Genomic DNA, 25,266 nt, shown 5'->3' with positions numbered 1-25,266 from the left:
ACTTATTAACTAAGTAACTTAATAGATAGGATAATATACAACATGCCGAATGAAGCAGTACAATCTCGAGTAGAGAAAACGCTTTCTTTAGTGCCAGAGGGACAGGTAATAAGTTACGCCTTGCTCGCTGACCTGTGTGGATTACCCGGCAGAGCTAGAATGATGGGAAAGTGTTTAAGAGAGATAAATGCTGACTGCCACTGGCATCGCGTACTACGTGCTGACGGTAAAATTGCTTTTCCTGCTGGCTCTGATAAAGCGGATGAGCAGCGAGAGCGATTAGCAGAGGAAGGTGTGGTCGTTAAAAACTACCGAGTGAATATGACGAAGTTTGGTTGGAAGCCAGATTTACACACTATACTAGTAGAGTTAGAGTACTGAGCTTTCACTTTTTATATGAAAGCAGTTAGCAAATATATGGCGATTAATATAGTGCAGTGCATATAAGATGATAAAAAAGATTACTATTGATCAGTTAGTGCCAGGCATGTTTGTTCATCAAATTTTAGAGCAAAAAGGTGCGTTGAGGGTTACGAGCCAAGGCCGCGTTACGTCTGATGACGTGGTTAAAACACTTAGAAAGCGAGGTGTGAAAACCCTCGCCATTGATACAGATAAGGCGTTTAACGTTGAGCAACCTAGCTCATCGGCCACTGTGGAAAAGCACCAAAACTCGCCTTCTGATCAGCCGGTAAAATCAAAAAAAGTATCACTAGAAAATGAGCTGGTAAGAGCCGAAAAGCTTCACGAGCAAGGAAAGGCAATTCAAAAGTTGTTACTTGCCAATGTACAAAAAGAGACGCCTTTTGATGCGAGTATTCCCAAAGCATTTTCAAATAAGTTAGTCGAGTCGGTAGATAGAAACCCCGATGCGTTGCTTTGTCTAACTAAAATTCGAGAAAAAGACGACTATTTACTAGAGCATTCTCTGAACGTCGCTATTTTACTCGCCAATTTTGGCAAGTATTTAGGGATGTCTGAAGAAGAGGTGCAAGACCTTTCCTATGCTGGCTTTCTACATGACTTGGGCAAAATCAAAATTCCAGATGAAATTCTTCATAAGCCAGGCCGCCTCACAGACAGCGAAATGGAGATTATGAAAGGTCATGTAAAGCACGGGGTCGACTATTTAAAAAGTACGGAAATTGCGCAGCCACTGATTCAAGCGATTAGTGAGCATCATGAGCGATTGGACGGGTTAGGCTACCCTGCTGGGATCAAAGGTGAGGATATTAGTCAAGCAGGCCGAATGCTTGCCATTGCCGATATGTACGATGCACTCACCGCGGACCGGGTGTATAAGGCCGGTATGTCTAGCCAAAAGGCATTCTCTATTTTGATGAGTGATGCGCCAACGCGTCTTGACCAGTCGCTCGTTCAACAGTTTATAAAGTGTCTGGGCGTTTATCCCGTAGGAAGCCTCGTTCTATTATCAAATGATAAATTAGCGATGGTGCTTGAACAGAGAGACTCCCCGCTTACGCCACTCGTAAAGGTTTTTTATTCGGTTCGCAGTAACCACTATCTAACGCCGAAAGATGTTGACCTATCATCGGATAAAACAATCAGTATCAACAAAGCCGTCATAGCGTCTGACTATAAGATTGATGTGAACGCATTCTTTGAGCGTTCAGTTTCAATAGGCTAAAACGTTACTTTTTAGCAACACAGTGTAGTATTTACACTGTGTACCAACGCATTTTTTCTTCTTTATTCCAACGTTCATTTAGCTAACGTTCAGGTTTGATGTCCTACAATCCTCTAAACATGAAGTGCTGTAGTGCCTTTGAGTGCTGATCTTTAGGAAAAGTTAAGCAGGAAGCGAACTCGTGGCGCTCAGATACTCGTTGTTGCTTATATACAGAATATTTGCCAGTGGAACGCTAATTGCTATCACAGTAGTTGTTTAATGCAAAACTAACACTGAGCTTATTGAGAGTGGCAATGGATAAATGCAACTCATCAATATTAAGCTTTTAATTGAAATAAGAGGAAGTTATGAAAAAGACTCTTGCTGTAAGTTTGATTGCTGCGTCACTAACGGTAGCAGGTTGCGCAACCGATCCGAATAATACGCAAAAAGGTGCCGCTATTGGTGCGGTAGTAGGCGCATTGCTGGGTAAAGCGACAGGTGATAACGACAAAAGTCGTTATGCGTGGGGCGCTGCGGTAGGTGCAATCGCAGGTGGTGCGATAGGTAACTACATGGACAAACAGGAAGAAGAGCTTCGAAATGAGCTTTCTGATACCGGCGTTCAAGTTGTGCGAGAAGGCGATAATCTGCGATTGATCATGCCGGGCGACATTACCTTTGCTACTGACAGTTCTAGCATCAGCCCTAACTTCAATCCGGTTCTTCAAGACGTTGCCAAAGTCGTAAACAATTACGAAAAAACCGTTCTTATGATCAAGGGTCATACGGATGACACTGGCTCTGAGCAGTACAACCAGTCTTTATCTGAGCGTCGTGCAGGAGCGGTTAAGAATTTACTTATTAACTATTCCGTTAACCCGACGCGTATCACGACGGTAGGTATGGGCGAATACGCACCTAAAGTACCTAACAATAGTGCAGCAAACCGCTCGATGAACCGTCGAGTAGAGATGGAAATTCAACCACTCACACAGTCTAATACCTAAAGGTAGTTAAGACCCAAAGAGAAACAAAGGCCCCGTTACGTCGGGGCTTTTTTATTGCATGGTTTTAATTTGATTAGCAACGCTATCTGCAAGCGCGTTGGGGATAGGGATCGTTAAATGGTATTGGGTGACTTTCCACTTTGCTCCCTCTTTTATTAAGACACCCGTGCCTCGTGTTTCTCCCAGGCTTTCATTATCGAGCAGTTCATCGAACCAGGCTACATCGTGATTAGGGGAAAAATAGATATGCCTGTCTCGCGGGTGGTATGTCCATCCTCTGCCCTTGTCAAAGTGAGGTTTGGCATACGTCTTAAACGCTTCTTTGGTCCATACCTCAGATGCGTCGGTGCCAATAAAGATCGCGCTGTCGTGATACAAACCAAAATACTGCTTAAAGTCTGCAATAGACGCATTGTGATGTAGAGCATTAAGTGTCTGATTCACTGCGTCGCGGTCGTTGTTCGCAACGGCCGTCGTTGCAACAGCAAGCATGACCAGACCTAACAATAGATATTTCATAGTGACTCCGTTTTTCTTCTAATATTTCTTATTATGCTGTTGAACGCATCATTAGTATATTCGAAGCAAATAATTGCCACTGTTTACTGCAATGTTATAGCATTGGGTTAATCGTTTAACTATCGATGCTGTGAGTGGCTAAAACTACCGCTAAATTCTGAACGAAGTTGTGTTGATAGCAAATATTTCCTCCTTGATGTAATGGCTAAAATGTCTTCTAGTATTCAACGAAACCGTATTCGAAGCATCGATATGATGCGTGGCTTGGTCATGCTGATTATGCTTATCGATCACGTGCGAGAGCGCTTTTTTCTGCATTTGCAGGTATCTGATCCTATGGATATCGATACCACGTCACCTTCTCTATTTTTCACACGGTTAGCCGCCCATTACTGTGCACCCACATTCGTGTTTTTGACGGGGCTGTCTGCATGGCTCTATGCCAATCCAATGGACTCAACGAATAAGGCCAAGCCGACACGCAATGTCAGAGAGTTCTTAATTAAGCGTGGATTGTTTATTTTGTTCTTAGAGGTCACATTTATTACGTTTAGCTGGGGAGCGAGTTTCCAAACGCTTTATCTTCAGGTGATGTGGGCCATAGGTATCAGTATGATTGCTCTGGCTGTATTGAGTTATCTTCCAAGAACTCTGTTGCTCATTTTAGGCCTCTTAATTGTCTTTGGACATAATGCACTAACGCCAATTAGCTATGTTCCACATGAAACAGGCTATACGCTTTGGACAATGTTGCACGATAGAGGATATATACTTCAGTCAGCCGCCTTAAACTTTAAAGTGAGTTATCCCGTGCTTCCTTGGATAGGGGTAATACTGCTCGGTTATGCATGTGGGCCTCTTTACAGTCAACAGCTTGATAAAGTGCGACGCGGTCGGTGGTTGCTTGGTTTATTTGCAGTGTCGCTCAGCCTATTTTTCCTACTTCGCGGTTTAAATATTTATGGTGAGACCTTGCCTTGGGAGCTACAACAAAGTGCCATCACTACGTTGATGTCATTACTTAATTTGACCAAATACCCCCCATCTTTAGCATTTTTGCTCTTTACGCTGGCCGGCATGTTTCTATTGTTGTTTGCTTTCGAGCGCGTTAAAGATACGCAGTTTGCGTTTCTCGACACCTTTGGCTCGGTCCCGATGTTTTTCTACATCCTGCATTTGTACGTATTGCTGGTGATGTACGGTATTGCATTCTTTATTTGGGGGGCGAATAAAGGAAAATACGTGGGCGTAGACCATATTTATCAAATATGGTTAATAGCTGCTGGCCTTAGTTTAGTGCTTTATTTCCCTGTTAAATGGTTTAGCGCCTATAAATCAAAGCACCACGCCCCTTGGCTTAAATACTTGTAAGACAGGCCTTCGCGTCTATTATGGGGTGTACCATCATTAAGGTGGATAGCAAAGTGCGCTATTGGGAGCGAAAGGCACTTAATTGAAAGTTTTAATTAAGAGTTTAGATGAAGGTCGGTTTTCGACTTACCAGCTTGGCTTCATCCTTCATGTTTTACCGTAGATTCCCGAACAACCAAGGAAGGTTCGAAATACAGCTGAACGTTATTAGCCTGACCATATACTTTATTAAGAATGTACTTGGCTGACATTTCAGCCATTTCCGCAATTGGGTTACTGACCGTGGTAAGACGAGGAAAAACATGGTGGGCAAATACCACGTCATCGAAACCAACCACAGACAAGTCGTGGGGAAGGCTCATGCCTAAATCTCTCGCGCAGCTTATCGCACCCGATGCCATCCAATCGTTGGCGCACACTAAAGCCGTGAAAGGCACATCGCGCGCCATGAGCTCTAACAAGCCAATCTTCCCGTCTTCTTCAGAATAGTCGCCGTTAAATATCAACTGTGGGTTTATGGGCAACCCTGCTTCCGACAAGGCGCGTTTATGTCCTTCCAAGCGCAAGCTCGCGTCACACTTGTCAGTCGGTCCAGAAATATATGCAATGTCTTTATGGCCTAGCTCGAGTAAGTGGCGGGTAGCCAGATATCCGCCCTTTTCATTATCGAGGCTAGTGCATGCCTCAGGTAGCCCCTCCACCTGTCTGTTAACCAAAGCAACGGGAAGTTTCGACTGGTTTAACTCCAATAAATACTCATCGGATAATGCTTCTGCATGCATAATGAGTGCATCGCAGTTACGGCTAATAAGAAACTCTACCGCATCTTTCTCTGTTTCTAGGCAATTCCGTCCTACCGAAATAATGACATGTTTATCTGCGGCGCGCAGCGTTGACTCTACAGCTTGCATCAGATCGCCAAAAAACGGGGCGTTGAGTTCAGGTACAAGTACCCCGACGCTGTCAGTGCGGTTATTTGCCAATGAACGAGCGACAGAGTTTGGACGGTAATTTAGCTCTTTAACCGCTTTCTCTACGCGTTCTTTCAGTACTTTGTTTACCGAAGCCTTACCATTTAATACGCGGGATACCGTAGATAAAGAAACACCTGCACGCTCGGCAACTTGATAAATGGTGGGCACGTGATAAGACCTCGTTCTCTAAAACAATCACTCTAACTGACTGTATTATGCCGATATCGGCGGTTGTTCGCTACGTCGAGAGAGTAAAGCTTGTGTAACTTCTTTTTGTTTTTCGTCATTTAATGGGTACAGACAGATTAACGCCGCGCCAGCAAAGCCAAATAGCGCCGGTATCCAACTCATTAAAGACTTCATACCTGGAAGCGTTTGATTAATTGTATTGATATCAAGACCGTTATAGCCATAGCTTCCTAATACCAACAAGACGAGCGCCCCTGCGAAGCCTCCCCCTGTTTTTTGAACAAAAGAGCCTGCAGAGTAGACGAGTCCGGTGGCTCTTCGACCTGTCTTATATTCGCTGTAGTCTGCCGAGTCTCCTAGCATAGAGAAAAATAAGGTAGGCAATATGGCTGCAAAAAACTCTGCACTGCAACCTAGAAAGAATATCGCGCTCACGCTTTTCTGAGGAACAAAATAAATGCCAGAGGTCAATACGCTACTTGCTAACAGCGCGATAATAAAGAGCTTCTTGCGACCAAACATAGCGGCTAATTTGGACGTTGCTAATGCGCCGAAAATCGACACCACCAGCAGCGAAATGAAAAAGTAGCCTGTGAGTAGCTCATTGCCCATGTAATATTTGAAATAGTAGGCAATAACGCCATATTTGATGCCATTAAACATCATGGTTAGAAAACCCATTCCTAACAGAATTAGCCAGGGTTTATTGGAAAGCAGGTCGATAATATCCTGCTGAGAACGGGTGTTCTCGGCTTCCGGTCGGCGAGTTAACCGTTTAATTGCAATAGTAGTAAGCGCTATAACAGTAATGAAGATTGCCCCAGTTAAAACGTCTCGATAGTAAAAGAAGGCGGTTATCGCTGAAAGAGGAACTAGAATTAACGGTAGTTGCTTTCCCAAGTCGATGAGTTCAGATGTTAGTGAACGCGAAGCGGGCGCTACTTGGGTACCTGCCTCTGCTTTTGGAGAGGTTAGTTTAGTGTCTTGAGGCTTTGAAACCTGCTGCGACGTAACGCGCTCTTTCGTGGTAAAAACTGTTACACACATTAATATGACAAGCAACGTGGCAAACAACCACATGGTATATTGATACCCTACAGCAGTGTTCCCTTGGCCTAGCAAGTCCACCAGCATAGGCAAACATCCCATAACAAGCAGTCCACCAAAGAATGCCCCAGCAAAGCGAAAGCCAGACAAACTTGTACGCTCTCTATCATCACTGGTCATCACGCCCATTAGCGCTGAGTACGGTACATTATTAACCGTATACGCTAAGGTTAGTCCGATGTAGGTCAGGTAAGCGTAAATGAGTTTGCCTGAATACGAGAGATCAGGTGTGGTAAAGCAAAGGACCATGAAAAGGCCAAGAAAAGGAGTGGAGCCTAATATCCAAGGGCGAAACTTTCCCATCTTAGTCTGGGTTCTGTCAGCAATCATTCCCATGATAATATCGGTCACACCGTCAGAAAGACGAACGACAAGAAATAGCATCGCAGCTGCAGCGGCTGTAATACCGAACGTATCGGTATAAAATACCGCCAAATATGCAAGTGCGCCCCGCCAAACTAAATTGGCCGCAGCGTCGCCCATGCCATAACCCACTTTTTCTTTTAATGTCAGCTTATGGTTCATTGCTATTTCCACTGTTGTTATGTTCGACTTGCTATGAGCGCTTTATAAGCATTGGCGCTAAGTTTAAGCGTACGCTTTTGCGTTTCAAAATCCACATAAACTAGCCCAAATCGCTTTTCATAACCTTCCGCCCACTCGAAGTTATCAAGAAGGCTCCATGCGAAGTAACCACTCACTTCAACTCCATCAATTACTGCGTTGTGTACCATGTTTAAATGGGCATTGTAGTAATCAACCCGATCAACATCATTAACAAGACCATCTTTGAGTTCGTCTGCCATTGCAGCACCATTTTCAGTTATAAAAATGGGAGGGAGCGTGTACCGTTCGTTTAATGAAGTAAGTAAATCATAAAGCGCTTTTGGATAGATTTCCCAACCAATATCGGTCAATGGACCTTGATGAGGATGCTCGAAATACAATGCGCCTTTCTCTTTGGGCGCAGAATACTGTAATCGCGTGTAGAAATTTACCCCTAAGAAATCGATGGGCTGACAGATTGTCTCCATATCACCAGCTTCAACTGGTGGTCTATCCGCTTCGTCTATATCAAATAACACTTCGGGGTAGCTTCCCTCCATTACAGGCTGCATATACCATTGGTTGATATAGTCATCTGCTTTGCGGGTGGCTAATAGGTCTTCTGTCTTTTGTGTGGCGGGGTAGCATGGCGTAAAATTCAATACTATACCGGCTTCGCTATTTGGGACATTTTTTCTAAGCACTTTCATCCCAAGGCCGTGTGCTAGCAAAATGTGATGAGCCGCAGTTCTTCCGTATTTTCTACCCGTTCTGCCCGGGGCGTGTACGCCTATTTCATACCCTAAATAAGCACTGCAAAAAGGTTCATTGAACGTTGCATAGGAAAAAACGGACTCGCCTAACGCCTGCGTTATTTTGTCAACATAGTCTTCAAATGCAAAAGCAGTTTGTCGGTAAAGCCACCCACCCTTATCTTCTAAGTGCTGCGGGAGATCCCAGTGATAAAGGGTAACAAATGGCTTAATGCCTTTTTCATTTAACGCATCAACTAGCGTTTTATAAAAGGCAACGCCTTTTGGGTTTAGCTCACCTTCTTGAGTGATAACGCGCGGCCAAGAAATAGAGAAACGGTAAGCGTCTACATTTAAGTCTAACAAAATGTCGAAATCTTCTCTCCAGCGAGCAATATGATCACAGGCGACATCGCCATTGGAGTGATCAGCGATGGCTGAAGGCCGTTCACAAAATCTATCCCAAATACATTCGAGACGGTTATCGACATCCCCTTCTATCTGAAAACTTGACGTGGCAGTTCCATAAAGAAACGAATTTTTGAGTAAGGGACTGCCTGCGGGAAGCGAAATGTTTTTCATATGTCGATAACCTTTTTCTTACTGCACAAATTCTAAACGGATGCTGGCAGTACAATGAATCTGAAATAACAAAGCGGTTTATAGCACAAATAAAAAACAATTAGAAAGCGCTTTCTCATATTTATGTCATTTTTACGTTAATGGAATTAAGTGAATGATAATATTTAAATGACTATTACCGGAATCTAATGGAGCTTTGGTTTTCTTGTAAAGTATTGAATTAAGTTGTTTTTAATTTTCCTGTGAGAAGTTTGGTGTTCTCGATACAGTTGTTGCCTGTGAATTAATTGTAAAAAATGTGTTGATCTTAAACTTTTGTTGAATTAATGTTCGGAAAGCGCTTTCTTACGTCTGGGTGTTCTAGCTTCTCTTTGGGAAAGCCCTTTCTGGTAGCGCATAAGGTTCACAACTCACATAAAAGCCACTATTAAAGAGAGATAGACCGTGACACAAACAACACCAAATAAAAGCAAGATCGCAGCAAGTTTGTCATTGATACTCGGGACCGCTTTGAGTAGCGGTGTGATGTCATCTGCGACGGCGCAAGAAACAGAAAAAGACATAGAAGTTATTCAGGTATCAGGTATACGAAGTAGTGTTCAAGAGTCGATGGGTATCAAGCGTGACTCTGCTGGTGTTGTTGATGCCATCTCAGCAGAAGATATTGGTAAATTTCCTGATACCAACTTAGCAGAGTCACTACAGCGTATCACTGGTATTTCAATTAGTCGGAATAATGGTGAAGGAAGCCAAGTCACAGCGCGTGGTTTTGGACCTGACTTTAATATGGTAACGTTGAATGGACGTACGATGCCTGGTTCTGCATTACCTGGTGGTGGCGGAGCAGCAAATTCTCGCGCCTTCGATTTTTCTGACCTTGCTTCTGAAAGTGTTAGAGCGGTTGAAGTGTACAAAACAGGTAGAGCGAGTATTGCAACTGGGGGGATTGGGGCTACGGTAAATATACGAACAGCACGTCCCTTTCAAGCATCTGACAATGGTATTACCGCAAGTGTAGGCGCAAAAGCACTACATGATACGACTAACCGTGTAGGTGATGATGTTACGCCTGAAGTATCAGGCTTTGTCAATTACCTCAATGATGACAATACCTTTGGCGTTACGTTTACCGGTTCATTCCAACAGCGCGACAGTGCTGCACAAGGTGCGTTTGTGAACGAGTGGCGCGTAAACCCATTTGATGGCACGGTGCCCCAATCACCTGATCCAGCGAACCCAGATAGCGGTGACCCAATTGTGCTGAACAACGCACCAGCCATGGGACAGCTTTTCGCCATTCCCTCAGATTTACGTTATTACATGGCAGACCGAGAGCGTGAAAGAACGAATGCACAGCTAACGTTCCAGTTTGCTCCTTCAGAAAAAATGACGGCCACGCTTGATTACACCTATTCAAAGCAAGACTTATATGAAGCTCGAGCCGAGCAATCGATATGGATGGATGATAGGTACTTCACCGAACTAACCTTTGATGATGAAACGGTAAAAACGCCAGTATTGATAACTCAAGAACGCCGAGATTTGCTACCTCGTGATCTAGGCTTGGCGCTTCAAGAACTAAACCAAGTCAACGAAAACAAGTCGATCGGCTTAAACCTTGAGTACTTCGTAAATGACGAGCTAACTCTAGTCTTCGACCTTCATAATTCGACGGCAGAAGGACGCCCAGATGCGCCCTATGGAACGTGGACAAATCTTGGTTTAGGCGCAAACGTAGTTAAAGGGCAAGGTGTCGATTTCAGAGGCGACTTCCCTATTATGTTCGTCGATTTTGACGATGAAGCTCGTGATAATCTTAACGGTAATGGCGTGCTTGACCAAGATGACGTAGGTACATCGATATTGGACATGAATTTCTCGTCGCAAGACACCGAAATTACTCAAGCTCGTCTTGATGGCTCTTACGTTATGGATACCGGAAGCATTAACTTTGGTATTGAGTCACGCTCAATGGAGAGCACATCGCTCCAATCTCTAACCCGCCACACCATGGGCAACTGGGGAATTGAGAACCCGGGTGAGCTTCCTGCTGGTTCTTTAACACCGCTGGATTTGGCGAGTGAGTTTAGCGATTTCAATACTGAGGGGATGTTCTCTCAGGGCTTTACCGGTAGCGTTGCGCAAATTGGTGCATTTGCTGCTCAAGAATACGGTTTTGATTTTCTTGCCAACAACCCGTTTGCAACTAACCGTACTATTGAAGAAGACATAACTGCGGTTTATTTCGAATTGGATTTATCTGGCGAGTTAAACGGCATGGAGTACAACCTGTTGGCAGGTGTACGCTACGAAAATACCGATGTAACTTCAATTGCAAATATAAGTTTACCTAGCGGCATTGCGTGGGAAGGTAATAATGACTTCAACGTCCGCTTTGGAAGCGACATGGAAGATGTTGAAGTTGAATCAAGTTACGACCATGTACTTCCTGCATTAGATTTCGATATCGAAGTTGTTGAAAACATGATTGCGCGATTCTCTTACAGTAAGACAATAGCGCGACCCACGTACAACAACTTGAGCGCCGCTGCGACAGTATCGCCTCAAAGCGGGCCGACAATTCTTACTGACAGCATTACCGCCACCGCGAGTTCAGGTAACCCATCGCTGATACCATTAGAATCAGACAACCTTGATCTTTCATTCGAATATTATTTCGATGAGACAAGCTATGTGTCGGTTGGCTTTTACGATAAGCGTGTTAAGAACTTTATCGGTAATGAACAAGTTGAAGAAAATATCTTTGGGTTGAGAGACGTTACCAATGGACCGCGTGCAGAGGCGGCTCGCGCTGAATTAGAGGCGCGTGGTATTCCAATTAATGACACGTCATTGTTTAACATGGTTGCTGCGATGGAAAACGGTATCGAGTATGACTCATTGACTGACGAACAGTTTGAGCAGCAATTCGATGTGCTGCCCAATAGCGAAGATCCGTTGATTACCTTCATTAACTCTAAACCTGTTAACAATAAAGCGGCGAATATTTACGGTTTCGAACTTGCTGCGCAGCACTTCTTTGGTGATAGCGGCTTCGGGGTACTGGCTAACTACACCACAGTGCAAGGTGATATCGGTTTTGATAATGACGCAAATCCATCGATAACTCAGTTTGCCCTTGTGGGACTAAGTGACACAGCAAACCTCATCTTGATGTATGAGAAAGATGCTTTGCAAGCGCGTATTGCCTACAACTGGCGTGATAAGTTCCTTGATACAACCTCTCAGTACATTAATGAGCCGGGCTATACCGAAGACTATTCACAAATAGACTTCAATGTTTCTTACGACATCACTGAAGATCTTACGGTGTCATTTGAAGGGATAAACATCACAGATGAAAATATCCGTAGACACGGCAGAACAAGTGCTATGTTGTGGAAATTAGATGAGCTTGGCGCTCGCTATGCACTGGGAGTTCGCTACAAGTTTTAACGATTGGGGTGTGTTTACCCGCTAAAGTGCTTAGGGTTGCGCTTTAGCGGGTTTTTTTGTCATAGTGCTGTTTGAATAGTAACCAGAAAAACGACTGAACATGTTTGTAGAAGTGCAGTGGGGCATATCGTGGTTCTTAACGTATGAGTGATAACGAAAGTCATAGCAGTATGCACAGGGTCGTCATTGTCGGTGGTGGTACGGCTGGGTGGCTTGCAGCAGGGATAATTGCCGCAAAACTAAGCGCGAATCACACCGTTACCTTGATAGAGTCACCCAACATCCCTTCTTTAGGTGTGGGCGAAGGCTCTTGGCCGTCACTGCGCGATACCCTTCTTGATATTGGTATTAGTGAAACGGAATTCTTAACGGTGTGTCATGGTGCTTTCAAGCAAGGCTCCAGCTTTGTTAATTGGCGTAAAGGCGGGCACTGCTATCATCATCCATTTACCGTTCCAACAGGGTACAACGAACTTGATATTCATACTTGCTGGCAAGAACTCGCTCCCAATACGTCATACGAAGATGCGTTTTCGTTACAAGCCGCCATGTGTGCCGCAGGCAAGGCGCCCAAGCAAATTGCTACGCCGGACTACGCCCATGTGCTCAATTACGGTTACCATTTCGACGCCACAAAGCTTGCTGAGCTGTTAAAAAATCATTGCATAGACAAGTTAAATGTCGCTCATGTCGTTGGTCATGTTGACAGTGTTCACTCTCATCAAAACGGGGATATTGAAAGCGTATCAACAAAGGACGGGAAAAAAATAGTTGGCGATCTATTTATCGACTGCTCTGGCAGCAGCGGCTTGCTTATCAAGGAACACTTTAATATTCCCTGGGTACCGGTTAAGCGCACAATGCTCAACGATCGCGCCGTTGCGCTTCAAGTGCCTTATTCAAACGAAGATGCTGAAATAAAAAGTACCACAGTGGCCACTGCACAAACCTGTGGGTGGACGTGGGATATTGCGTTGCAGCACCGCCGAGGTGTAGGCCTAGTTTACTCTTCTCAATTCACAAACGAAGAGCAAGCAAAGCAGGTGCTGATTGACTACGTTCGTAAACGTTACCCTAGTGCACAAGATGCAGAGCTTTCTTTTCGTACACTCTCCTTTGAGCCTGGCTATAGATCACAGTTTTGGGTAAAAAACTGTTTGAGCTTAGGTATGTCTTCGGGGTTTGTTGAACCGCTTGAAGCATCAGCCATTGCCATGGTCGAACTTGGCTTACGTATGCTCTGTGAGGCTTTTCCGCAAAACAAAGCACACATGGAAATAGTCAGTAAGCGCTACAACTCGCGCTTTGCATATCGCTGGCAGCGCGTTATCGACTTTCTAAAACTACATTATGCTTTAAGCGATAGAGAAGAGCCGTATTGGTTAGCGCAAAGAGAGAAGACGTCCATACCCGATTCTCTCGCTGAATTGCTTGAACTGTGGAAGTATCAAAGCCCTTCACGCTTAGATCTTATCGAGAACGAAGAGATTTTCCCCTCTGCTAGCTATCAGTATGTACTATATGGAATGGGCTTTTCTTCTTCTACATCGCCTTTACGGCTAAATGAAAAGCATAAGCGTAAAGCAGTTCGCATTCGCGAAACCTTACAACAAACTAAAAACGCTTATCTGCAGGGATTGCCGTCTAACAGAGGTTTGCTCAATGATATTGCAAAGCGCTACAACAATGAAAAACAACACGTGCCCTCGCATGCTCAACGTGAAAAGAACGAACACGCTTCAGCTTCGAGTTGTAATGACATAAAAAATACTTCAGATAAAAAGGACACCTCTTATGACCGTATCGGGTTTAGATAGCAGTAAAAATCAAACGCCCGTTAAGAACGTAGTCATTGCGGGTGGCGGTACTGCGGGATGGATGGCGGCCACAGCGCTGTCACGGCTTTTGGGTAAGTCAATAAACGTTACGTTAGTCGAGTCGAAAGATATTGGTATTGTAGGTGTGGGCGAGGCGACTATTCCGCCTATTAGAACATTTCACAAGTTGCTTGGCATCGACGAAAAAGCATTTATGCGTGCCACACAAGCCACGTTCAAACTGGGTATTGAGTTTGAAAATTGGCGTGAACAAGGTCACAGCTATATTCATTCTTTTGGTATAACCGGAAGAGAGTGTTGGGCTGGCGAGTTTCACCATTTTTGGCTGAGGGCTAAAGAATACGGATTTGGTGGTGAATTTGGTGATTATTGCCCGGAACTTATTGCCGCTAAACAGAGCAAGTTCGCCACATCAGAAGCCATGCCGCTTAACTTTGCCTATCATTTTGATGCTGTTGCCTACGGTCGATTTTTAAAGTCTCTAGCGTGTGATGCTGGGGTAACTCACAAGGAAGGAGATATAGAAAAGGTCGTAGTATGCCCGCAATCAGGCAACATCCAGTCCCTTCGATTAGCAAGCGATGAAGTCATAGATGGCGACTTTTTCATAGACTGTACAGGCTTTAAAGGACTGCTTATTGAACAAGCCCTTCACACCGGTTACGACGATTGGCGACACTATCTTTTTTGCGATAGTGCGGTGGCCATGCAAACTGAGCTTACTGCCCCACCCGTGCCATACACCAAAAGTGTGGCACATCAGGCCGGTTGGCGCTGGCAAATACCTCTTCAAGAACGAATGGGTAATGGATTGGTATTTTGTAGCCGATTTATGAGCGATGAAGACGCCATCAATACACTTAAATCGCAGGTGACAGGCGCGCCCATTAATGAGCCGAGAGTGATTCGTTTTACTCCTGGAAAACGCAGGCGTGGTTGGAATAAAAACTGCGTGGCGCTAGGGCTATCCAGTGGCTTTATTGAGCCTTTAGAGTCGACCAGTATCCATCTAATCATGACTGGCCTTATACGCTTAATGCGCCTATTCCCTTTCGATGGCATAACCCAAAGCGCAATCGACGAATACAATAATAAGTTTGATAGCGAAATGTCGGCCATACTCGATTTTATTGTTATGCATTACAAGGTGACACAGCGCGAGGACAGCCCCTTTTGGCAGCAGTGTCAACGCATGGACATTCCGTCTTCTCTTAAACATAAATTGGATTTGTTTGCTGAATCTGGCCGTGTATTTTTAGATGACGGAGATATTTTCCGTGTTGATTCCTGGACCCAAGTATTAATGGGCCAAGGCATGACACCTAGCCAGTATCATCGTGTTGCCGATGAGATGAGTGAACAGTCTCTTAGGCAGTTTATGGCAGGATTAAAGCAGCAAGTGGATCATCACGTGGCTAAACTCCCCTCTCACGAGGTCTTCTTAACACAGTATCTGAGATGAGTTATTAGAAGCGTTTCTACGGCCCAAAAAAGCTATCCCTTCTTTACGCTTTAGGTCTTACGAATGTAGCAACCCGAAGAACTGTTCTTAATTCACGATAAATTTCTTTGTTACGTTAACTGAGAATGAGCAAGTCAGGTAGCAAGCGAAATATCGGCGACTACTTAGACTATTGTTATAAAAGTTTCTTTTAAGTCATAGGCATCGACAAGAGTATATAAATACTTTATGTAATATGTTATCGCTGATACTTGCTAATAGCTCCGTCGACGAAGGCTATTAGCTTTGAATTACTTAATAAGGGGAGCAGCGCTGAATGAAGCTGAAAACAACCTACTATTTCTTCTTGTTAATAAAGCGCAGACGAAGATGTTGAATTATGTCTTTTAATCAATATATTAACCTTGTCAAAATTAATAGCAGGGAAGAATCAAGGTAATGTCGGTAACGGATGAAATAAATAGAGTTAGAGTAGAACTTGGAGATACTGCGGCGACTTATTTAAGAAATAAACTAACAGGAGGAAAGAGTAATGAAAATGGTAGTCGCTACGAATCAAATTTTGCTGTCTTTAAGCTTTCTCAATGTATCAAAGAGTTGCAACTAAACCAAAATCGAGACATCGAACTTTTTTCTCAAGCACCTAGCTTTGTTGATGATTTTGTAGTCAAAGACAATGATTTATCACGTAAACAAAGCTTTCAACTTAAAAACTCTCCGAACATTAGTTGGAAAGGGGGGAGAAACCCTATTGCCTTAGATTTTCAGTATTGTCACCGAATGGATAAAGAAGAAGGGGTGGAAGATTCTGAAACAATCTTGACGGTAAGTGATCATGATTTACATGCTCGATTGTCTTCTACAATTCCCGATGAAATTGCACACCATACTTCTTGTGAACATTTTGAAGACTATATTTCGTCAAACAAAGCATTAATTGATAACCACGCTATTAAAGATGCTTTATCACAAATTTGCTGCATTAACGAAATAGATAAGCTTTGCCACATGCACTCAATAATTAAAGGCATATGGGAAGATCACAAGAATGAGGGCTGTTCAGTAAAAGATTTCGTTCAAAAAGTAATTGAAGTTAAGCCTGAATATTTACGTTCATTTGCCCCTCCTTTCGTGTTAGAATCGCGCGCCGCAGTAATATTGAACAATATTGTGGGGTTTTCGTATAGAATACTTGATAAAGTATTGAACTATGCGTACAGTTCTGATAGTGGCAACACGATTAACGGAACTTTACACCTCGATAATGACTCAAAGTTGGAAGAGTTTGCACAAAAGGTTATACAAAATAATCCTAGTTCATTTGAAGAGTTGTGGTCGTTGGGTGTCTTGGGGGACTTATGAAAAGCAGAACTTTAAAGTATGAAGACAGAGCAGATATAAATGCTAGCTTGTCTCGTCTTGTTATGCCTGTTACTCCATCAGAATATCAACATGAAATGCTGACGTTAGGCCAGTATTTGGCGGAAAAGTTGTCAAACCGATTAAAAGACGAAGAGACATATTGCGTAGCATCTACAGCAGAGGATGCTGATTTTTTGGCTAAAGGAGTTATTGATGGCCTTCTAGCGAGTGTAGCAGACGTTAAGTTAGCCTGTTTCTGGAATCATCACACAACACCTGTTAAAGGTGGAGAGAGCACGGCGCCTATTGTACGTAAGTTTTTTGAAAAAGGTGCTACAGACTGTCAAAACCTGATTATCGTGAAATCTGTAATTTCTGGCGCTTGCGTTGTTAAAACGAACCTTACAGATTTGATTCAAAAGATGAACCCTAACCGAATTTTTGTTGTGTCGCCAGTAATGCATGTTGATGCTAAAATGAAATTGTCGCGCGAGTTTCCTCCAGAAATTTCTAATAAATTTGATTTCGAATATTTCGCTACCGATGCAGAACGAGATGCGCTCACTAATGAAGTGAAACCTGGTATTGGTGGTGATGTTTATAAACTGTTAGGTTTTTCTTCTCAAGAACATAAAAACTCTTTTTTACCAGAGTTAGTTAAGTCGAAAATATTTTAAGTGAAGCCGGATGTCTATCCGGCTATATTTATTTAACTTATCAAAACAATAAAATTGAGCTTCGTTTTTCTGGCGCGGCCAAAATAATCTTTCTCTCTTTCTTATCTTAGCGGAACATCGAGACGTTTTGAGTCCACCTAACGCCTTTAATCGATTGGATAATACTCTTCCGTTTTTCTAGCTTTTATTTCAATACCTCGAAGATAAAATTGGTACAACCTTAAGTCATTTTTAAAAGTAGTCTTAGGGGCTAGTCTCGCCTCTTTTTTGTTAAAGGAGTCTTCTATTGGCCAGTAAAGTTAATTAAGCGTTTTTATGATTAATCTCAGTAAGCAGATATTGTGTTTTCAAAAGTCTGTCGTAGCCCTGTTAGTTTAATTTTTAGATTAACTTTTTCTCAGCTTATGAGTATTTTTGAACGCTAGCGAAACACTACTCGATATTCTGAATTTGCTCGCGCATCTGCTCAATCAGGACTTTAAGTTCAACCGCCGATTGTGTGATGTCGGTGCTGATAGACTTTGAACCTAACGTGTTCGATTCGCGGTTAAACTCCTGCATCATGAAATCAAGACGGCGGCCTACTGCTCCACCCTTTTTAAGGATATTGCGGGTTTCCTTAACGTGAGCATTCAGACGATCTAACTCTTCTGCCACATCTACTTTTTGCGCCAGCATGATCATTTCTTGTTCAAAACGGCCTGCATCAAGTTCAACCTTTGCCTCTTCAAAGCGGGTTTGCACTTTTTCTCGCTGCCACACCATGATTTCAGGCATACGTGCGGCCACTTTTTCAGCTTCCACTTCAATGGCATCTAGGCGCTGCGTGATCATACCTTTAAGGGCTTCACCTTCGGTAGCGCGGGCACTGATAAAATCGTTAAGAGCTTGGTCGAACGCGGTCATTACGTCAGCGTGGATGGCGTCCATATCGGCTTCTTCAGCGGCAATTACGCCAGGCCAGCGCAAAACGTCTAGTGGGTTAACCCCCGTGGATTGGCCATGGGATTGCACCCAGTCAGCGGCGTGAAGTACTTGTTTCGCCAACTCTTCGTTTAAGCTTAGCTTGGTTACAGCAGCATCGTTGGCGGTAAAACGCAGCGCACATTCCACCTTACCTCGGGCTAGCTTTTTACGGAATCGTTCACGTAAAACCGGCTCCAATGAGCGAAACTGTTCCGGCAGGCGAAAGTAAGTTTCTAAAAAGCGTTGGTTGACCGAGCGTATTTCCCACACGGCTGAGCCCCACTCTTTTTTGGTTTCTACGCGTGCAAACGCTGTCATGCTGTAAATCATAAATATCCTTTAAATTTAACTGAAAGCCTGCAAAAACAACCCGAATGTCGTGTTGTATACGTGAATATCTACAGCAGGTTTTCTTGTATTTTGTATATTAGCGCACATTTACGTAATTCAATAAGCAAACATGTAAAGTTCGTTTTTAACGGCCGCGGGTATTGCGTTATACTTAGGCGCAATTTCGTAGCTACATCGAATTTATAGGTTTTGACCGCGAATTGGGCTTTCTATTCACATATCGCCAATAAAACCTGTAAAACGCTACCCTTTTTTAAGCACTTACGTTGTGGAGAACACTATGCGTCCAAGCGGCAGAACCGCCAGTCAAATTCGCCCTGTTACAATTACTCGCCAATACACTTGTCACGCAGAAGGCTCTGTTCTTGTAGAGTTTGGTAACACTAAGGTGTTGTGTAATGCGACGGTAGAAGAAGGTGTGCCACGCTTTATGAAGGGCCAAGGGAAAGGCTGGATTACAGCTGAGTACAGCATGCTTCCACGTGCTACTCATACGCGAAGCGGCCGTGAAGCGGCGCGCGGTAAACAAGGCGGCCGCACGTTAGAGATCCAGCGTCTAATTGCGCGTTCACTACGCGCAGCGGTAGATTTAAAACTTCTGGGCGAAAACACCATTACGTTAGACTGCGACGTTATTCAGGCCGACGGCGGTACGCGTACAGCGTCAATTACCGGTGCGTGTGTAGCTCTTGTTGATGCACTTACTTACATGCGTGCAAAAGGCATTATCAAAACTAACCCGCTTAAACATATGATTGCCGCCCTTTCAGTAGGTATTTACGAAGGTACGCCAATCGCTGACCTTGAGTACACAGAAGACTCTGAGGCAGAGACAGATATGAACATCGTAATGACCGAAACCGGCAAGCTGATTGAAGTTCAAGGTACTGCAGAGGGCGAACCGTTCTCGTTTGAAGAGCTTGACGAGATGCTGAAAATTGGTAAGCACGGTTTACGTGAATTGTTCGACATTCAAAAAGCGGCGCTAGCGTAAGCGAGTCATCGACACGTAGTTAGAACCAACGCGTAAATTAGAAATTAAGAGGTCATCATGAAAGCGTTTCAGCGTGATTTTATTGAGTTTGCCATTGAACGTGGCGTACTGAAATTTGGCGAATTCACTTTAAAGTCAGGCCGCGTTAGCCCGTACTTTTTCAATGCCGGTTTGTTTAATCGCGGTGGCGATTTGGCTAAGTTGGGGCGTTTTTACGCTGATGCGTTAATGGACGCAGGCGTTGCGTTCGATGTACTTTTTGGTCCAGCCTATAAGGGCATTCCTATTGCGACAACAACAGCCGTTGCATTGGCCGATAGCCACAAGCTTGATGTCCCTTATTGCTTCAACCGCAAAGAAGCGAAAACCCACGGTGAAGGCGGCAATCTAGTTGGCAGCCCACTAGAAGGTAAGGTTATGCTGGTGGATGACGTGATCACTGCGGGTACGGCTATTCGCGAATCGATGACCTTAATCGAGCAACAGCAGGCTAGCTTGTCTGGCGTGCTGATTGCGCTAGACAGACAAGAGCGCGGTAATGGCGAACTGTCAGCTATTCAAGAGGTCGAGCGCGACTTTGGCACTCAGGTTATCTCTATTGTATCGCTTGCCGATGTCGTGGCTTATCTGACCGAGAAAGGCGGGTTTGATAGCGAAATCAGCGCCATTAACACCTATCGTGAAAATTATGGCATCTGATTTTGACAGCGCATTTAGCGCGGCTAGTCAGCATTTAGATGCGCTAGGATTGCGTTGCCCAGAGCCAGTAATGATGGTGCGTCTGAATATTCGAAAGCTGGCCGATGGGGAAACTTTATCGGTCACGGCTGACGATCCCTCAACGGCCAGAGATATTCCTAGCTTTTGCCGCTTTATGGACCACACGCTGGTTGCGTCTCAAACCGAGACCATGCCTTACCAATACGTTATTAAGAAAGGGCGCGCTTGAGCGCCTTTTTTGTTACTGTTTCTATTCGCGGCCGCTAGCAGCCTGCAATAAAAGTTGCTTCAAAACCTGCTTGCTTCGCGAACAGGTACAGTGAATATCTGTCATGTGTAGCACTTCACCATTAAGCATTTTTTGAAGTACAGAAGCTCTAACGTTTAATGAGACAAAGCCGTCTTCGCTTGAAATTTGTTTCGACGCCATAACTATCTCCTTTTATCTAAAGTATTTAATGCACGGCCACAGAAGCGAGTCGTTTGCTTGCTTGGGGGACATAGGTTTGCTCAAGGGTATGCTGAATGGCCGCGATTAGCCTGCATATAGAAGGATTGGTGGCATGCAGGGGTAATATGGCAATAAGCTGTTGCTGACATTCTTGTAAAATAGCGTGAGATTCTCGCTTCCTATGTTCTTCGGCAAGCAGAGAAGATAAGTACATTCCCATAGTGGAAAAAGCGAGTACGTCTTCTTGAACTACACTGACTTTCTGCAAAGAGGTAGGCTGAAGCGCATTAAGGATAACCTTTGCGGCCTCAAAGGTTTGATAGCCTAACTCTCTCGCATAATCCAATCTGCCCTGTTGATGGGCTTGCTGCGTCTGCGCTTGCATAGCATAGCGATGCTGTCGCGCGTTTGAAGGGTTTAGCTGTAGCCACTTTTTGTAAACTGGGCATAGCCGCTGAACATTCATATAAGCACCTCCTGTTTTTTATTACATTAGTGCAAATAAGAATCATTATCAAATGTAAAGTTCAAAAAATCTATTGGGTTGATTTGATATTTACGTTGTCGTGAACCAACGGCATCGTTTGTCTCGCCTATTAAGTGCTTTGAGTCACTAGTACAGGCGAGCTTATTAGCTGATTAAATTTGAAAGCCACCATAAAAGAAGCACCGCAACTGTGATAGCAATAACCGCTTTCATTTTGTAGCGCTTAATGAGCTGCTCAGCTTTGTCTCCTGTGTAATAAACCACGGCTGCGAGTCCGAAATAGCGAATTGAACGTGCAATAACAGTAGCTAAAAGAAAAAGCGGAAGTGAGTATTGGGTTGCACCTGCTGCAAGCATCGCAACCTGAAAAGGAATAGGGGCAATACCTAAGGTCATTACGAACCAAAAACCTTGGTTTTGCATCTGCTGTTTTACATTGTCGAATTGCTCTTGGCTAAAAAAAGTATCTATAAGCCACTGACCAACCATATCGAAGAGGTAGTAACCGAGGGCATAGCCGAAGACTGCGCCAATCACACAGCCTATGGTGGCCATTAATGCAATTTTCCAAAGCGACTCCCGTCTTGCTTGCATTAGTGGCACCATTACGGCTTCTAGTGGTATGGGAACAATGGTTGATTCTAAAAATGAGGCAAGAGTGATGCCCTTTAACATATGCTTAGAATCGACAAGTTTTTTGGTTTTGTGCTTAACCTTTTTACCTAGTTCCATGTAATCCCTACCACTTTATTTTTTCTACTGCTTGTAAACGACTCCGTCTTTCATCACAAAAGACACGCTTTCCATAAGCGATATATCGTCAAGCGGGTTGCCTTGAACCGCAACAATATCAGCCAACTTACCCTCTTCCAGCGTGCCAAGAATATCGCTGATACCTAGTAAATTCGCGCTATTCACGGTGGCACTTAGCAGCGCGTCGGCAGGCTTCATACCAGCTTCAACCATTAATGAGAACTCTTGCGCATTGTCGCCGTGGGCTGATACACCACTGTCTGTACCAAAAGCAATTTTTACGCCTGCTTTATGTGCTTGTTCAAAGGTATTTTGGATAAGCGGGCCAATGGCTGCAGCTTTCGGGCGCACCAATTCCGGAAAGAAGCCATCAATTTTGGCTTTGTCTGCTACAAACTTTCCTGCCAGTATTGTTGGTACATAGTAGGTGCCGTGCTTCTTCATTAATTTGCGGATTTCGTCATCCATATAAGTGCCGTGTTCGATAGAATCTACACCGGCTTCAATAGCCCGCTTCATTCCCTCTTTCCCATGCGCGTGCACCGCCACTGTCATACCGTAGTCTTTTGCCGTTTCAACAATTGCTTCTAATTCATCGGTCATGAATTGTGGGTTTTGGCCGCTTTTAGCAACGCTCAATACGCCGCCGGTTGCGGTGATCTTGATTAAGTCCGCACCATCTTGGTAACGAGTTCTTACTGCTTCACGGGCTTCAGCTTCGCCATTAACCACACCTTGCTTAGGGCCTACGTCTGGGCGAAGTAAATGAGATAAGCCATTACTTGGATCGGCGTGCCCGCCTGTAGTGGCAATAGATTTGGCAACGGTATAGATTCGCGGACCTGTAGCATAGCCTTTACTAATAGCGTTCCTTAGCGCAACGGTTTCGTTGTAGCCATCCCCTAAGTTGCGAACCGTGGTGAAGCCCGAATCTAACGTAATCTTAGCGTAGTTCGCTGCCCGTAATGCATAGTCGGCTTCATTTAGTGAAAAGCGCTCCAGATACGTTTGTGGACCACCGTGCTGCGACGATAAATGAACGTGCATGTCCATCAGTCCAGGCATAACGGTTGACGACCTTAAATCGATGACAGTGTCGCCTTCTTGGGCTTCAGCAAACCCCTTTTTTACTGCTTTGATCTTGTTGTCTTCAACAACAATAGTCACATTTTCCTGAAGAGAGTTTGATGTGCCAGTAAACACTTTTCCTGCATGAATGAGCGTGTCGGCTACAGTGGAAAAGGGCGATGAGAGTAAGGCACTGGCAACAGCCAGCGTAATCAGAGGCTTTTTCATGATATAGGTCTTCTTGTTGATTGTTTTATAGACTATATCGAATGTAATGCAGTCAGAGGTATAACGCAAAACAAAGCGCTGTTAACGGTGCTTTATTGAAGATGAATTACGTTTTGATATGTTCGAAGAGACAGAAGCAACAAAGTAGGCTAGTTGCTTACTTCACCTAAAATAAAGATGATGCCGTTTGACTGAATACTAAATTGCGTGCCGGCTTCATCCGGTTTTTCATCAGCTTGTTCAAGCAGTTGATAATAGGCATTTTGATGTAGTCTTGCCCACAAGTTTCTGCGAACGCATAGGTAGGGAATGGGCGTTGCCTCTGGATCTTGTATGGCTTTAGGCGGAACGCGAAGTTCGAGCTGATCAGCACGCTCTAACCTTACAATGTCGCCTGTTTGTGTGGTAAACACATAGGTGTTATCACTCGCTGATTCACCCTCTTCCCTATGCCATTGAGTTACAAGAAAAGGTGTGTCTTCAACGGTAATGCCTACTTTCTCTACGGGAGTAACTAAGAAGTACTTGTCACCTTCCCGCTTTAACACCGAAGCAAAAAGCTGAACCAAGCTTGCGCGCTCAATAGGACTGCCTTCATAAAACCATCTTCCATCAAGCGCTATAGTTAGATTAATGTCACCGCAAAAATCGGGGTTCCATTGTTCAACAGGAGGTAAAGGGCGCGCTTTTGACGACGTGCCCTTAAGCTGCTGCTGAAATCTAGTTAGATCCACGCTCTTCAACCAATACTTTCAGTTCGCGTAGCTTTGCCTTTATGCGACGCATGTTATCTGGGCCAGTACGAAGAAGTTGTTTCTGTGGCTCGTTTAAACTCTCTAGACGATCATCAGCATACTTGTAGGCGACCGAGTCGGTATAAACCTCTACAGGAACCGGCACTTCAGGTGTATCAAGAAGCTGATCAATCGCTTCTAGTAATACGCTGTTGAAGTTTTGGTCAGGGCTTCCAATTTCGGCGTACTTCGCCTGAATGTCGTCTTTATAAATACCGTATATGTTAAGCAGTGCTTCGTTATTGAATGACTCCAACATATCTACGTATGGTGTATAACGTTTATAGCTTGCAGCATCAATCCATTGCTTGCCTGCTTGAGAGTATACGCGGAAGTTCTGCTCAGGTGGCGTTAGTAACTGGTGATTAGGCGCCATTTCATCATTTGCTAGATTCGTAACCGACACCACAAAGCGTTGAATTAGACCTTCGTCAACCAGCATGCGGTTAACGGTTTCTTCGCTCGCAGACGAACTCTCAATAAGTGAAGCTTTCACCGCAGGATCGCTGGTATCCAGAGGTTCCGGTTCTGGTTCAACTGGCTCAGGAAGCGGCTCAACCTCGTCTTTTTCTTCAAGCTCTACTGTTGGGGCGGGCTGAGTAGGCTCAAATACTTCAGGCTCTTCTGGCGTAGTCACTTCAGGTTCAGTCACTTCGGGCTCAGGAGTAACTACAGGCTCAGGCTCATCGTCGCTGGGCCAAAACACAACAGCCAGAATTACAACAAGAAGGATGCCTACAATGATAAAGTGTGGGCCTAACGATTTCTTTTCCGACGATTCGCTCATAATGACTCCGCTACAAAACTATCCTTTTGGTAATACTACCAGAGATAACACCCAAATTTAGAAAATCAATCAAGAGAAATGTTCCCTTAGATTGTAAATTCCTTATTTTGAACACTTTTTAACGTAAAAAAGTCACTTTCCGATTTCTTTTTATACAAATTTAGTGGAAAACCCTCATTTTTTCTTCTCATT

At 44.1% G+C, this 25,266-nt stretch carries 23 protein-coding genes; 12 read left to right on the top strand and 11 right to left on the bottom strand.

The features are described 5' to 3' along the window. The first annotated feature begins 42 nt into the window (after positions 1-42). The 3 genes from MHM99_RS01795 to MHM99_RS01785 all read left to right on the top strand — a co-directional run bounded on the left by MHM99_RS01795 (position 43) and on the right by MHM99_RS01785 (position 2,640). On the top strand, positions 43-381 hold the full coding sequence (locus MHM99_RS01795; RefSeq protein WP_014951444.1) for an MGMT family protein: 339 nt from the start codon (positions 43-45) through the stop codon (positions 379-381). A gap of 67 nt (positions 382-448) precedes the next feature. Further along, positions 449-1,648: an HD-GYP domain-containing protein gene (locus tag MHM99_RS01790; protein ID WP_049586384.1), complete on the top strand. Its 1,200-nt coding sequence runs from the start codon at positions 449-451 to the stop codon at positions 1,646-1,648. A gap of 350 nt (positions 1,649-1,998) precedes the next feature. Then, complete coding sequence (locus tag MHM99_RS01785) at positions 1,999-2,640, top strand: OmpA family protein (protein WP_014951442.1); 642 nt, start codon at positions 1,999-2,001, stop codon at positions 2,638-2,640. 51 nt (positions 2,641-2,691) lie between these two features. Here MHM99_RS01785 and MHM99_RS01780 read toward each other — a convergent pair whose 3' ends face one another. Beyond that, positions 2,692-3,159, bottom strand: coding sequence for a nuclear transport factor 2 family protein (locus tag MHM99_RS01780; RefSeq protein ID WP_239217917.1), 468 nt, complete (start codon positions 3,157-3,159; stop codon positions 2,692-2,694). Positions 3,160-3,360: 201 nt separating this feature from the next. On the opposite strand from MHM99_RS01780, the gene MHM99_RS01775 reads away from it, so the two are divergent. After that, positions 3,361-4,530 (top strand): heparan-alpha-glucosaminide N-acetyltransferase domain-containing protein, encoded by a 1,170-nt coding sequence (locus MHM99_RS01775; RefSeq protein WP_239217915.1) that lies wholly within the window; start codon positions 3,361-3,363, stop codon positions 4,528-4,530. Positions 4,531-4,670: 140 nt separating this feature from the next. Here the strand turns inward: MHM99_RS01775 and MHM99_RS01770 are convergent, their stop codons facing one another. Genes MHM99_RS01770 through MHM99_RS01760 form a run of 3 tightly spaced genes read right to left on the bottom strand, consistent with a single transcriptional unit; the run spans position 4,671 to position 8,680 of the window. Further along, complete coding sequence (locus MHM99_RS01770) at positions 4,671-5,672, bottom strand: LacI family DNA-binding transcriptional regulator (RefSeq protein ID WP_014977832.1); 1,002 nt, start codon at positions 5,670-5,672, stop codon at positions 4,671-4,673. 45 nt (positions 5,673-5,717) lie between these two features. Beyond that, positions 5,718-7,325, bottom strand: a complete 1,608-nt coding sequence (locus tag MHM99_RS01765; protein ID WP_239217913.1) for an MFS transporter — start codon at positions 7,323-7,325, stop codon at positions 5,718-5,720. A gap of 17 nt (positions 7,326-7,342) precedes the next feature. Continuing rightward, positions 7,343-8,680 (bottom strand): GH1 family beta-glucosidase, encoded by a 1,338-nt coding sequence (locus tag MHM99_RS01760; protein ID WP_239217911.1) that lies wholly within the window; start codon positions 8,678-8,680, stop codon positions 7,343-7,345. A gap of 525 nt (positions 8,681-9,205) precedes the next feature. On the opposite strand from MHM99_RS01760, the gene MHM99_RS01755 reads away from it, so the two are divergent. The 5 genes from MHM99_RS01755 (at position 9,206) to MHM99_RS01735 (ending at position 17,475) form a co-directional block, all read left to right on the top strand. Further along, positions 9,206-12,136 (top strand): TonB-dependent receptor, encoded by a 2,931-nt coding sequence (locus MHM99_RS01755; RefSeq protein ID WP_239217964.1) that lies wholly within the window; start codon positions 9,206-9,208, stop codon positions 12,134-12,136. Positions 12,137-12,279: 143 nt separating this feature from the next. Continuing rightward, positions 12,280-13,953 carry a tryptophan halogenase family protein gene (locus tag MHM99_RS01750; RefSeq protein ID WP_239217909.1) on the top strand — a complete coding sequence of 558 codons (1,674 nt, stop codon included), beginning with the start codon at positions 12,280-12,282 and terminating at the stop codon, positions 13,951-13,953. Further along, positions 13,931-15,436 (top strand): tryptophan halogenase family protein, encoded by a 1,506-nt coding sequence (locus MHM99_RS01745; protein WP_239217907.1) that lies wholly within the window; start codon positions 13,931-13,933, stop codon positions 15,434-15,436. The genes MHM99_RS01750 and MHM99_RS01745 overlap by 23 nt, the downstream gene beginning before the upstream one ends. 438 nt (positions 15,437-15,874) lie before the next feature. Then, positions 15,875-16,798, top strand: a complete 924-nt coding sequence (locus MHM99_RS01740; RefSeq protein ID WP_239217905.1) for a hypothetical protein — start codon at positions 15,875-15,877, stop codon at positions 16,796-16,798. Beyond that, the gene (locus MHM99_RS01735) at positions 16,795-17,475 is read left to right on the top strand and encodes a hypothetical protein (protein WP_239217903.1); all 681 of its coding nucleotides are present in this window, start codon (positions 16,795-16,797) and stop codon (positions 17,473-17,475) included. Before MHM99_RS01740 ends, MHM99_RS01735 begins: the two co-directional genes overlap by 4 nt. Before the next feature lie 432 nt (positions 17,476-17,907). On the opposite strand, the gene MHM99_RS01730 is transcribed toward MHM99_RS01735, so the two are convergent. Continuing rightward, entirely contained in the window at positions 17,908-18,771 is an 864-nt protein-coding gene (locus tag MHM99_RS01730; protein WP_075177157.1) for a YicC/YloC family endoribonuclease, read from the bottom strand. Between the two features lie 301 nt (positions 18,772-19,072). Between MHM99_RS01730 and rph the strand changes: the two genes are divergently transcribed. The 3 genes from rph to tusA are packed head-to-tail and all read left to right on the top strand — an operon-like array spanning position 19,073 to position 20,735. Next, positions 19,073-19,786: a ribonuclease PH gene (gene rph / locus MHM99_RS01725; RefSeq protein ID WP_014951432.1), complete on the top strand. Its 714-nt coding sequence runs from the start codon at positions 19,073-19,075 to the stop codon at positions 19,784-19,786. 57 nt (positions 19,787-19,843) lie between these two features. Beyond that, positions 19,844-20,485, top strand: coding sequence for an orotate phosphoribosyltransferase (gene pyrE, locus MHM99_RS01720; protein WP_039228851.1), 642 nt, complete (start codon positions 19,844-19,846; stop codon positions 20,483-20,485). Then, complete coding sequence (gene tusA / locus MHM99_RS01715; protein ID WP_014951430.1) at positions 20,475-20,735, top strand: sulfurtransferase TusA; 261 nt, start codon at positions 20,475-20,477, stop codon at positions 20,733-20,735. Before pyrE ends, tusA begins: the two co-directional genes overlap by 11 nt. A gap of 21 nt (positions 20,736-20,756) precedes the next feature. On the opposite strand, the gene MHM99_RS01710 is transcribed toward tusA, so the two are convergent. The 6 genes from MHM99_RS01710 to MHM99_RS01685 all read right to left on the bottom strand — a co-directional run bounded on the left by MHM99_RS01710 (position 20,757) and on the right by MHM99_RS01685 (position 25,074). Beyond that, complete coding sequence (locus MHM99_RS01710) at positions 20,757-20,936, bottom strand: hypothetical protein (RefSeq protein WP_014951429.1); 180 nt, start codon at positions 20,934-20,936, stop codon at positions 20,757-20,759. Between the two features lie 25 nt (positions 20,937-20,961). Further along, a complete protein-coding gene (locus MHM99_RS01705; protein ID WP_014951428.1) occupies positions 20,962-21,423 on the bottom strand; it encodes a hypothetical protein in 462 nt (153 codons plus the stop codon). A gap of 165 nt (positions 21,424-21,588) precedes the next feature. Continuing rightward, positions 21,589-22,176 carry a VTT domain-containing protein gene (locus MHM99_RS01700; RefSeq protein WP_131137210.1) on the bottom strand — a complete coding sequence of 196 codons (588 nt, stop codon included), beginning with the start codon at positions 22,174-22,176 and terminating at the stop codon, positions 21,589-21,591. Positions 22,177-22,200: 24 nt separating this feature from the next. Further along, the gene (locus MHM99_RS01695) at positions 22,201-23,493 is read right to left on the bottom strand and encodes an amidohydrolase family protein (RefSeq protein WP_239217901.1); all 1,293 of its coding nucleotides are present in this window, start codon (positions 23,491-23,493) and stop codon (positions 22,201-22,203) included. A gap of 149 nt (positions 23,494-23,642) precedes the next feature. Next, entirely contained in the window at positions 23,643-24,227 is a 585-nt protein-coding gene (locus tag MHM99_RS01690; protein ID WP_239217900.1) for a DUF1285 domain-containing protein, read from the bottom strand. Further along, positions 24,214-25,074 (bottom strand): DUF3014 domain-containing protein, encoded by an 861-nt coding sequence (locus tag MHM99_RS01685; protein WP_239217899.1) that lies wholly within the window; start codon positions 25,072-25,074, stop codon positions 24,214-24,216. The genes MHM99_RS01690 and MHM99_RS01685 overlap by 14 nt, the downstream gene beginning before the upstream one ends. Positions 25,075-25,266: the final 192 nt, after the last annotated feature.

It is taken from the genome of Alteromonas sp. MmMcT2-2, assembly GCF_022348305.1.
Taxonomy (GTDB): domain Bacteria; phylum Pseudomonadota; class Gammaproteobacteria; order Enterobacterales; family Alteromonadaceae; genus Alteromonas; species Alteromonas macleodii.
The sequence above is the reverse complement of the archived record's forward strand: the minus strand, read 5'-3'. Positions and strand labels throughout refer to the sequence as shown.

Coding starts and splice junctions, on each gene's coding strand:
- MHM99_RS01685 (WP_239217899.1), bottom strand. CDS start 25,074: ATGAGCGAATCGTCGGAAAAGAAATCGTTAGGCCCACACTTTATCATT.
- MHM99_RS01775 (WP_239217915.1), top strand. CDS start 3,361: ATGGCTAAAATGTCTTCTAGTATTCAACGAAACCGTATTCGAAGCATC.
- MHM99_RS01745 (WP_239217907.1), top strand. CDS start 13,931: ATGACCGTATCGGGTTTAGATAGCAGTAAAAATCAAACGCCCGTTAAG.
- MHM99_RS01750 (WP_239217909.1), top strand. CDS start 12,280: ATGAGTGATAACGAAAGTCATAGCAGTATGCACAGGGTCGTCATTGTC.
- MHM99_RS01735 (WP_239217903.1), top strand. CDS start 16,795: ATGAAAAGCAGAACTTTAAAGTATGAAGACAGAGCAGATATAAATGCT.
- rph (WP_014951432.1), top strand. CDS start 19,073: ATGCGTCCAAGCGGCAGAACCGCCAGTCAAATTCGCCCTGTTACAATT.
- MHM99_RS01695 (WP_239217901.1), bottom strand. CDS start 23,493: ATGAAAAAGCCTCTGATTACGCTGGCTGTTGCCAGTGCCTTACTCTCA.
- MHM99_RS01790 (WP_049586384.1), top strand. CDS start 449: ATGATAAAAAAGATTACTATTGATCAGTTAGTGCCAGGCATGTTTGTT.
- MHM99_RS01760 (WP_239217911.1), bottom strand. CDS start 8,680: ATGAAAAACATTTCGCTTCCCGCAGGCAGTCCCTTACTCAAAAATTCG.
- MHM99_RS01710 (WP_014951429.1), bottom strand. CDS start 20,936: ATGGCGTCGAAACAAATTTCAAGCGAAGACGGCTTTGTCTCATTAAAC.
- MHM99_RS01755 (WP_239217964.1), top strand. CDS start 9,206: ATGTCATCTGCGACGGCGCAAGAAACAGAAAAAGACATAGAAGTTATT.
- MHM99_RS01700 (WP_131137210.1), bottom strand. CDS start 22,176: ATGGAACTAGGTAAAAAGGTTAAGCACAAAACCAAAAAACTTGTCGAT.
- MHM99_RS01705 (WP_014951428.1), bottom strand. CDS start 21,423: ATGAATGTTCAGCGGCTATGCCCAGTTTACAAAAAGTGGCTACAGCTA.
- pyrE (WP_039228851.1), top strand. CDS start 19,844: ATGAAAGCGTTTCAGCGTGATTTTATTGAGTTTGCCATTGAACGTGGC.
- MHM99_RS01740 (WP_239217905.1), top strand. CDS start 15,875: ATGTCGGTAACGGATGAAATAAATAGAGTTAGAGTAGAACTTGGAGAT.
- MHM99_RS01785 (WP_014951442.1), top strand. CDS start 1,999: ATGAAAAAGACTCTTGCTGTAAGTTTGATTGCTGCGTCACTAACGGTA.
- MHM99_RS01780 (WP_239217917.1), bottom strand. CDS start 3,159: ATGAAATATCTATTGTTAGGTCTGGTCATGCTTGCTGTTGCAACGACG.
- MHM99_RS01730 (WP_075177157.1), bottom strand. CDS start 18,771: ATGATTTACAGCATGACAGCGTTTGCACGCGTAGAAACCAAAAAAGAG.
- MHM99_RS01765 (WP_239217913.1), bottom strand. CDS start 7,325: ATGAACCATAAGCTGACATTAAAAGAAAAAGTGGGTTATGGCATGGGC.
- MHM99_RS01795 (WP_014951444.1), top strand. CDS start 43: ATGCCGAATGAAGCAGTACAATCTCGAGTAGAGAAAACGCTTTCTTTA.
- tusA (WP_014951430.1), top strand. CDS start 20,475: ATGGCATCTGATTTTGACAGCGCATTTAGCGCGGCTAGTCAGCATTTA.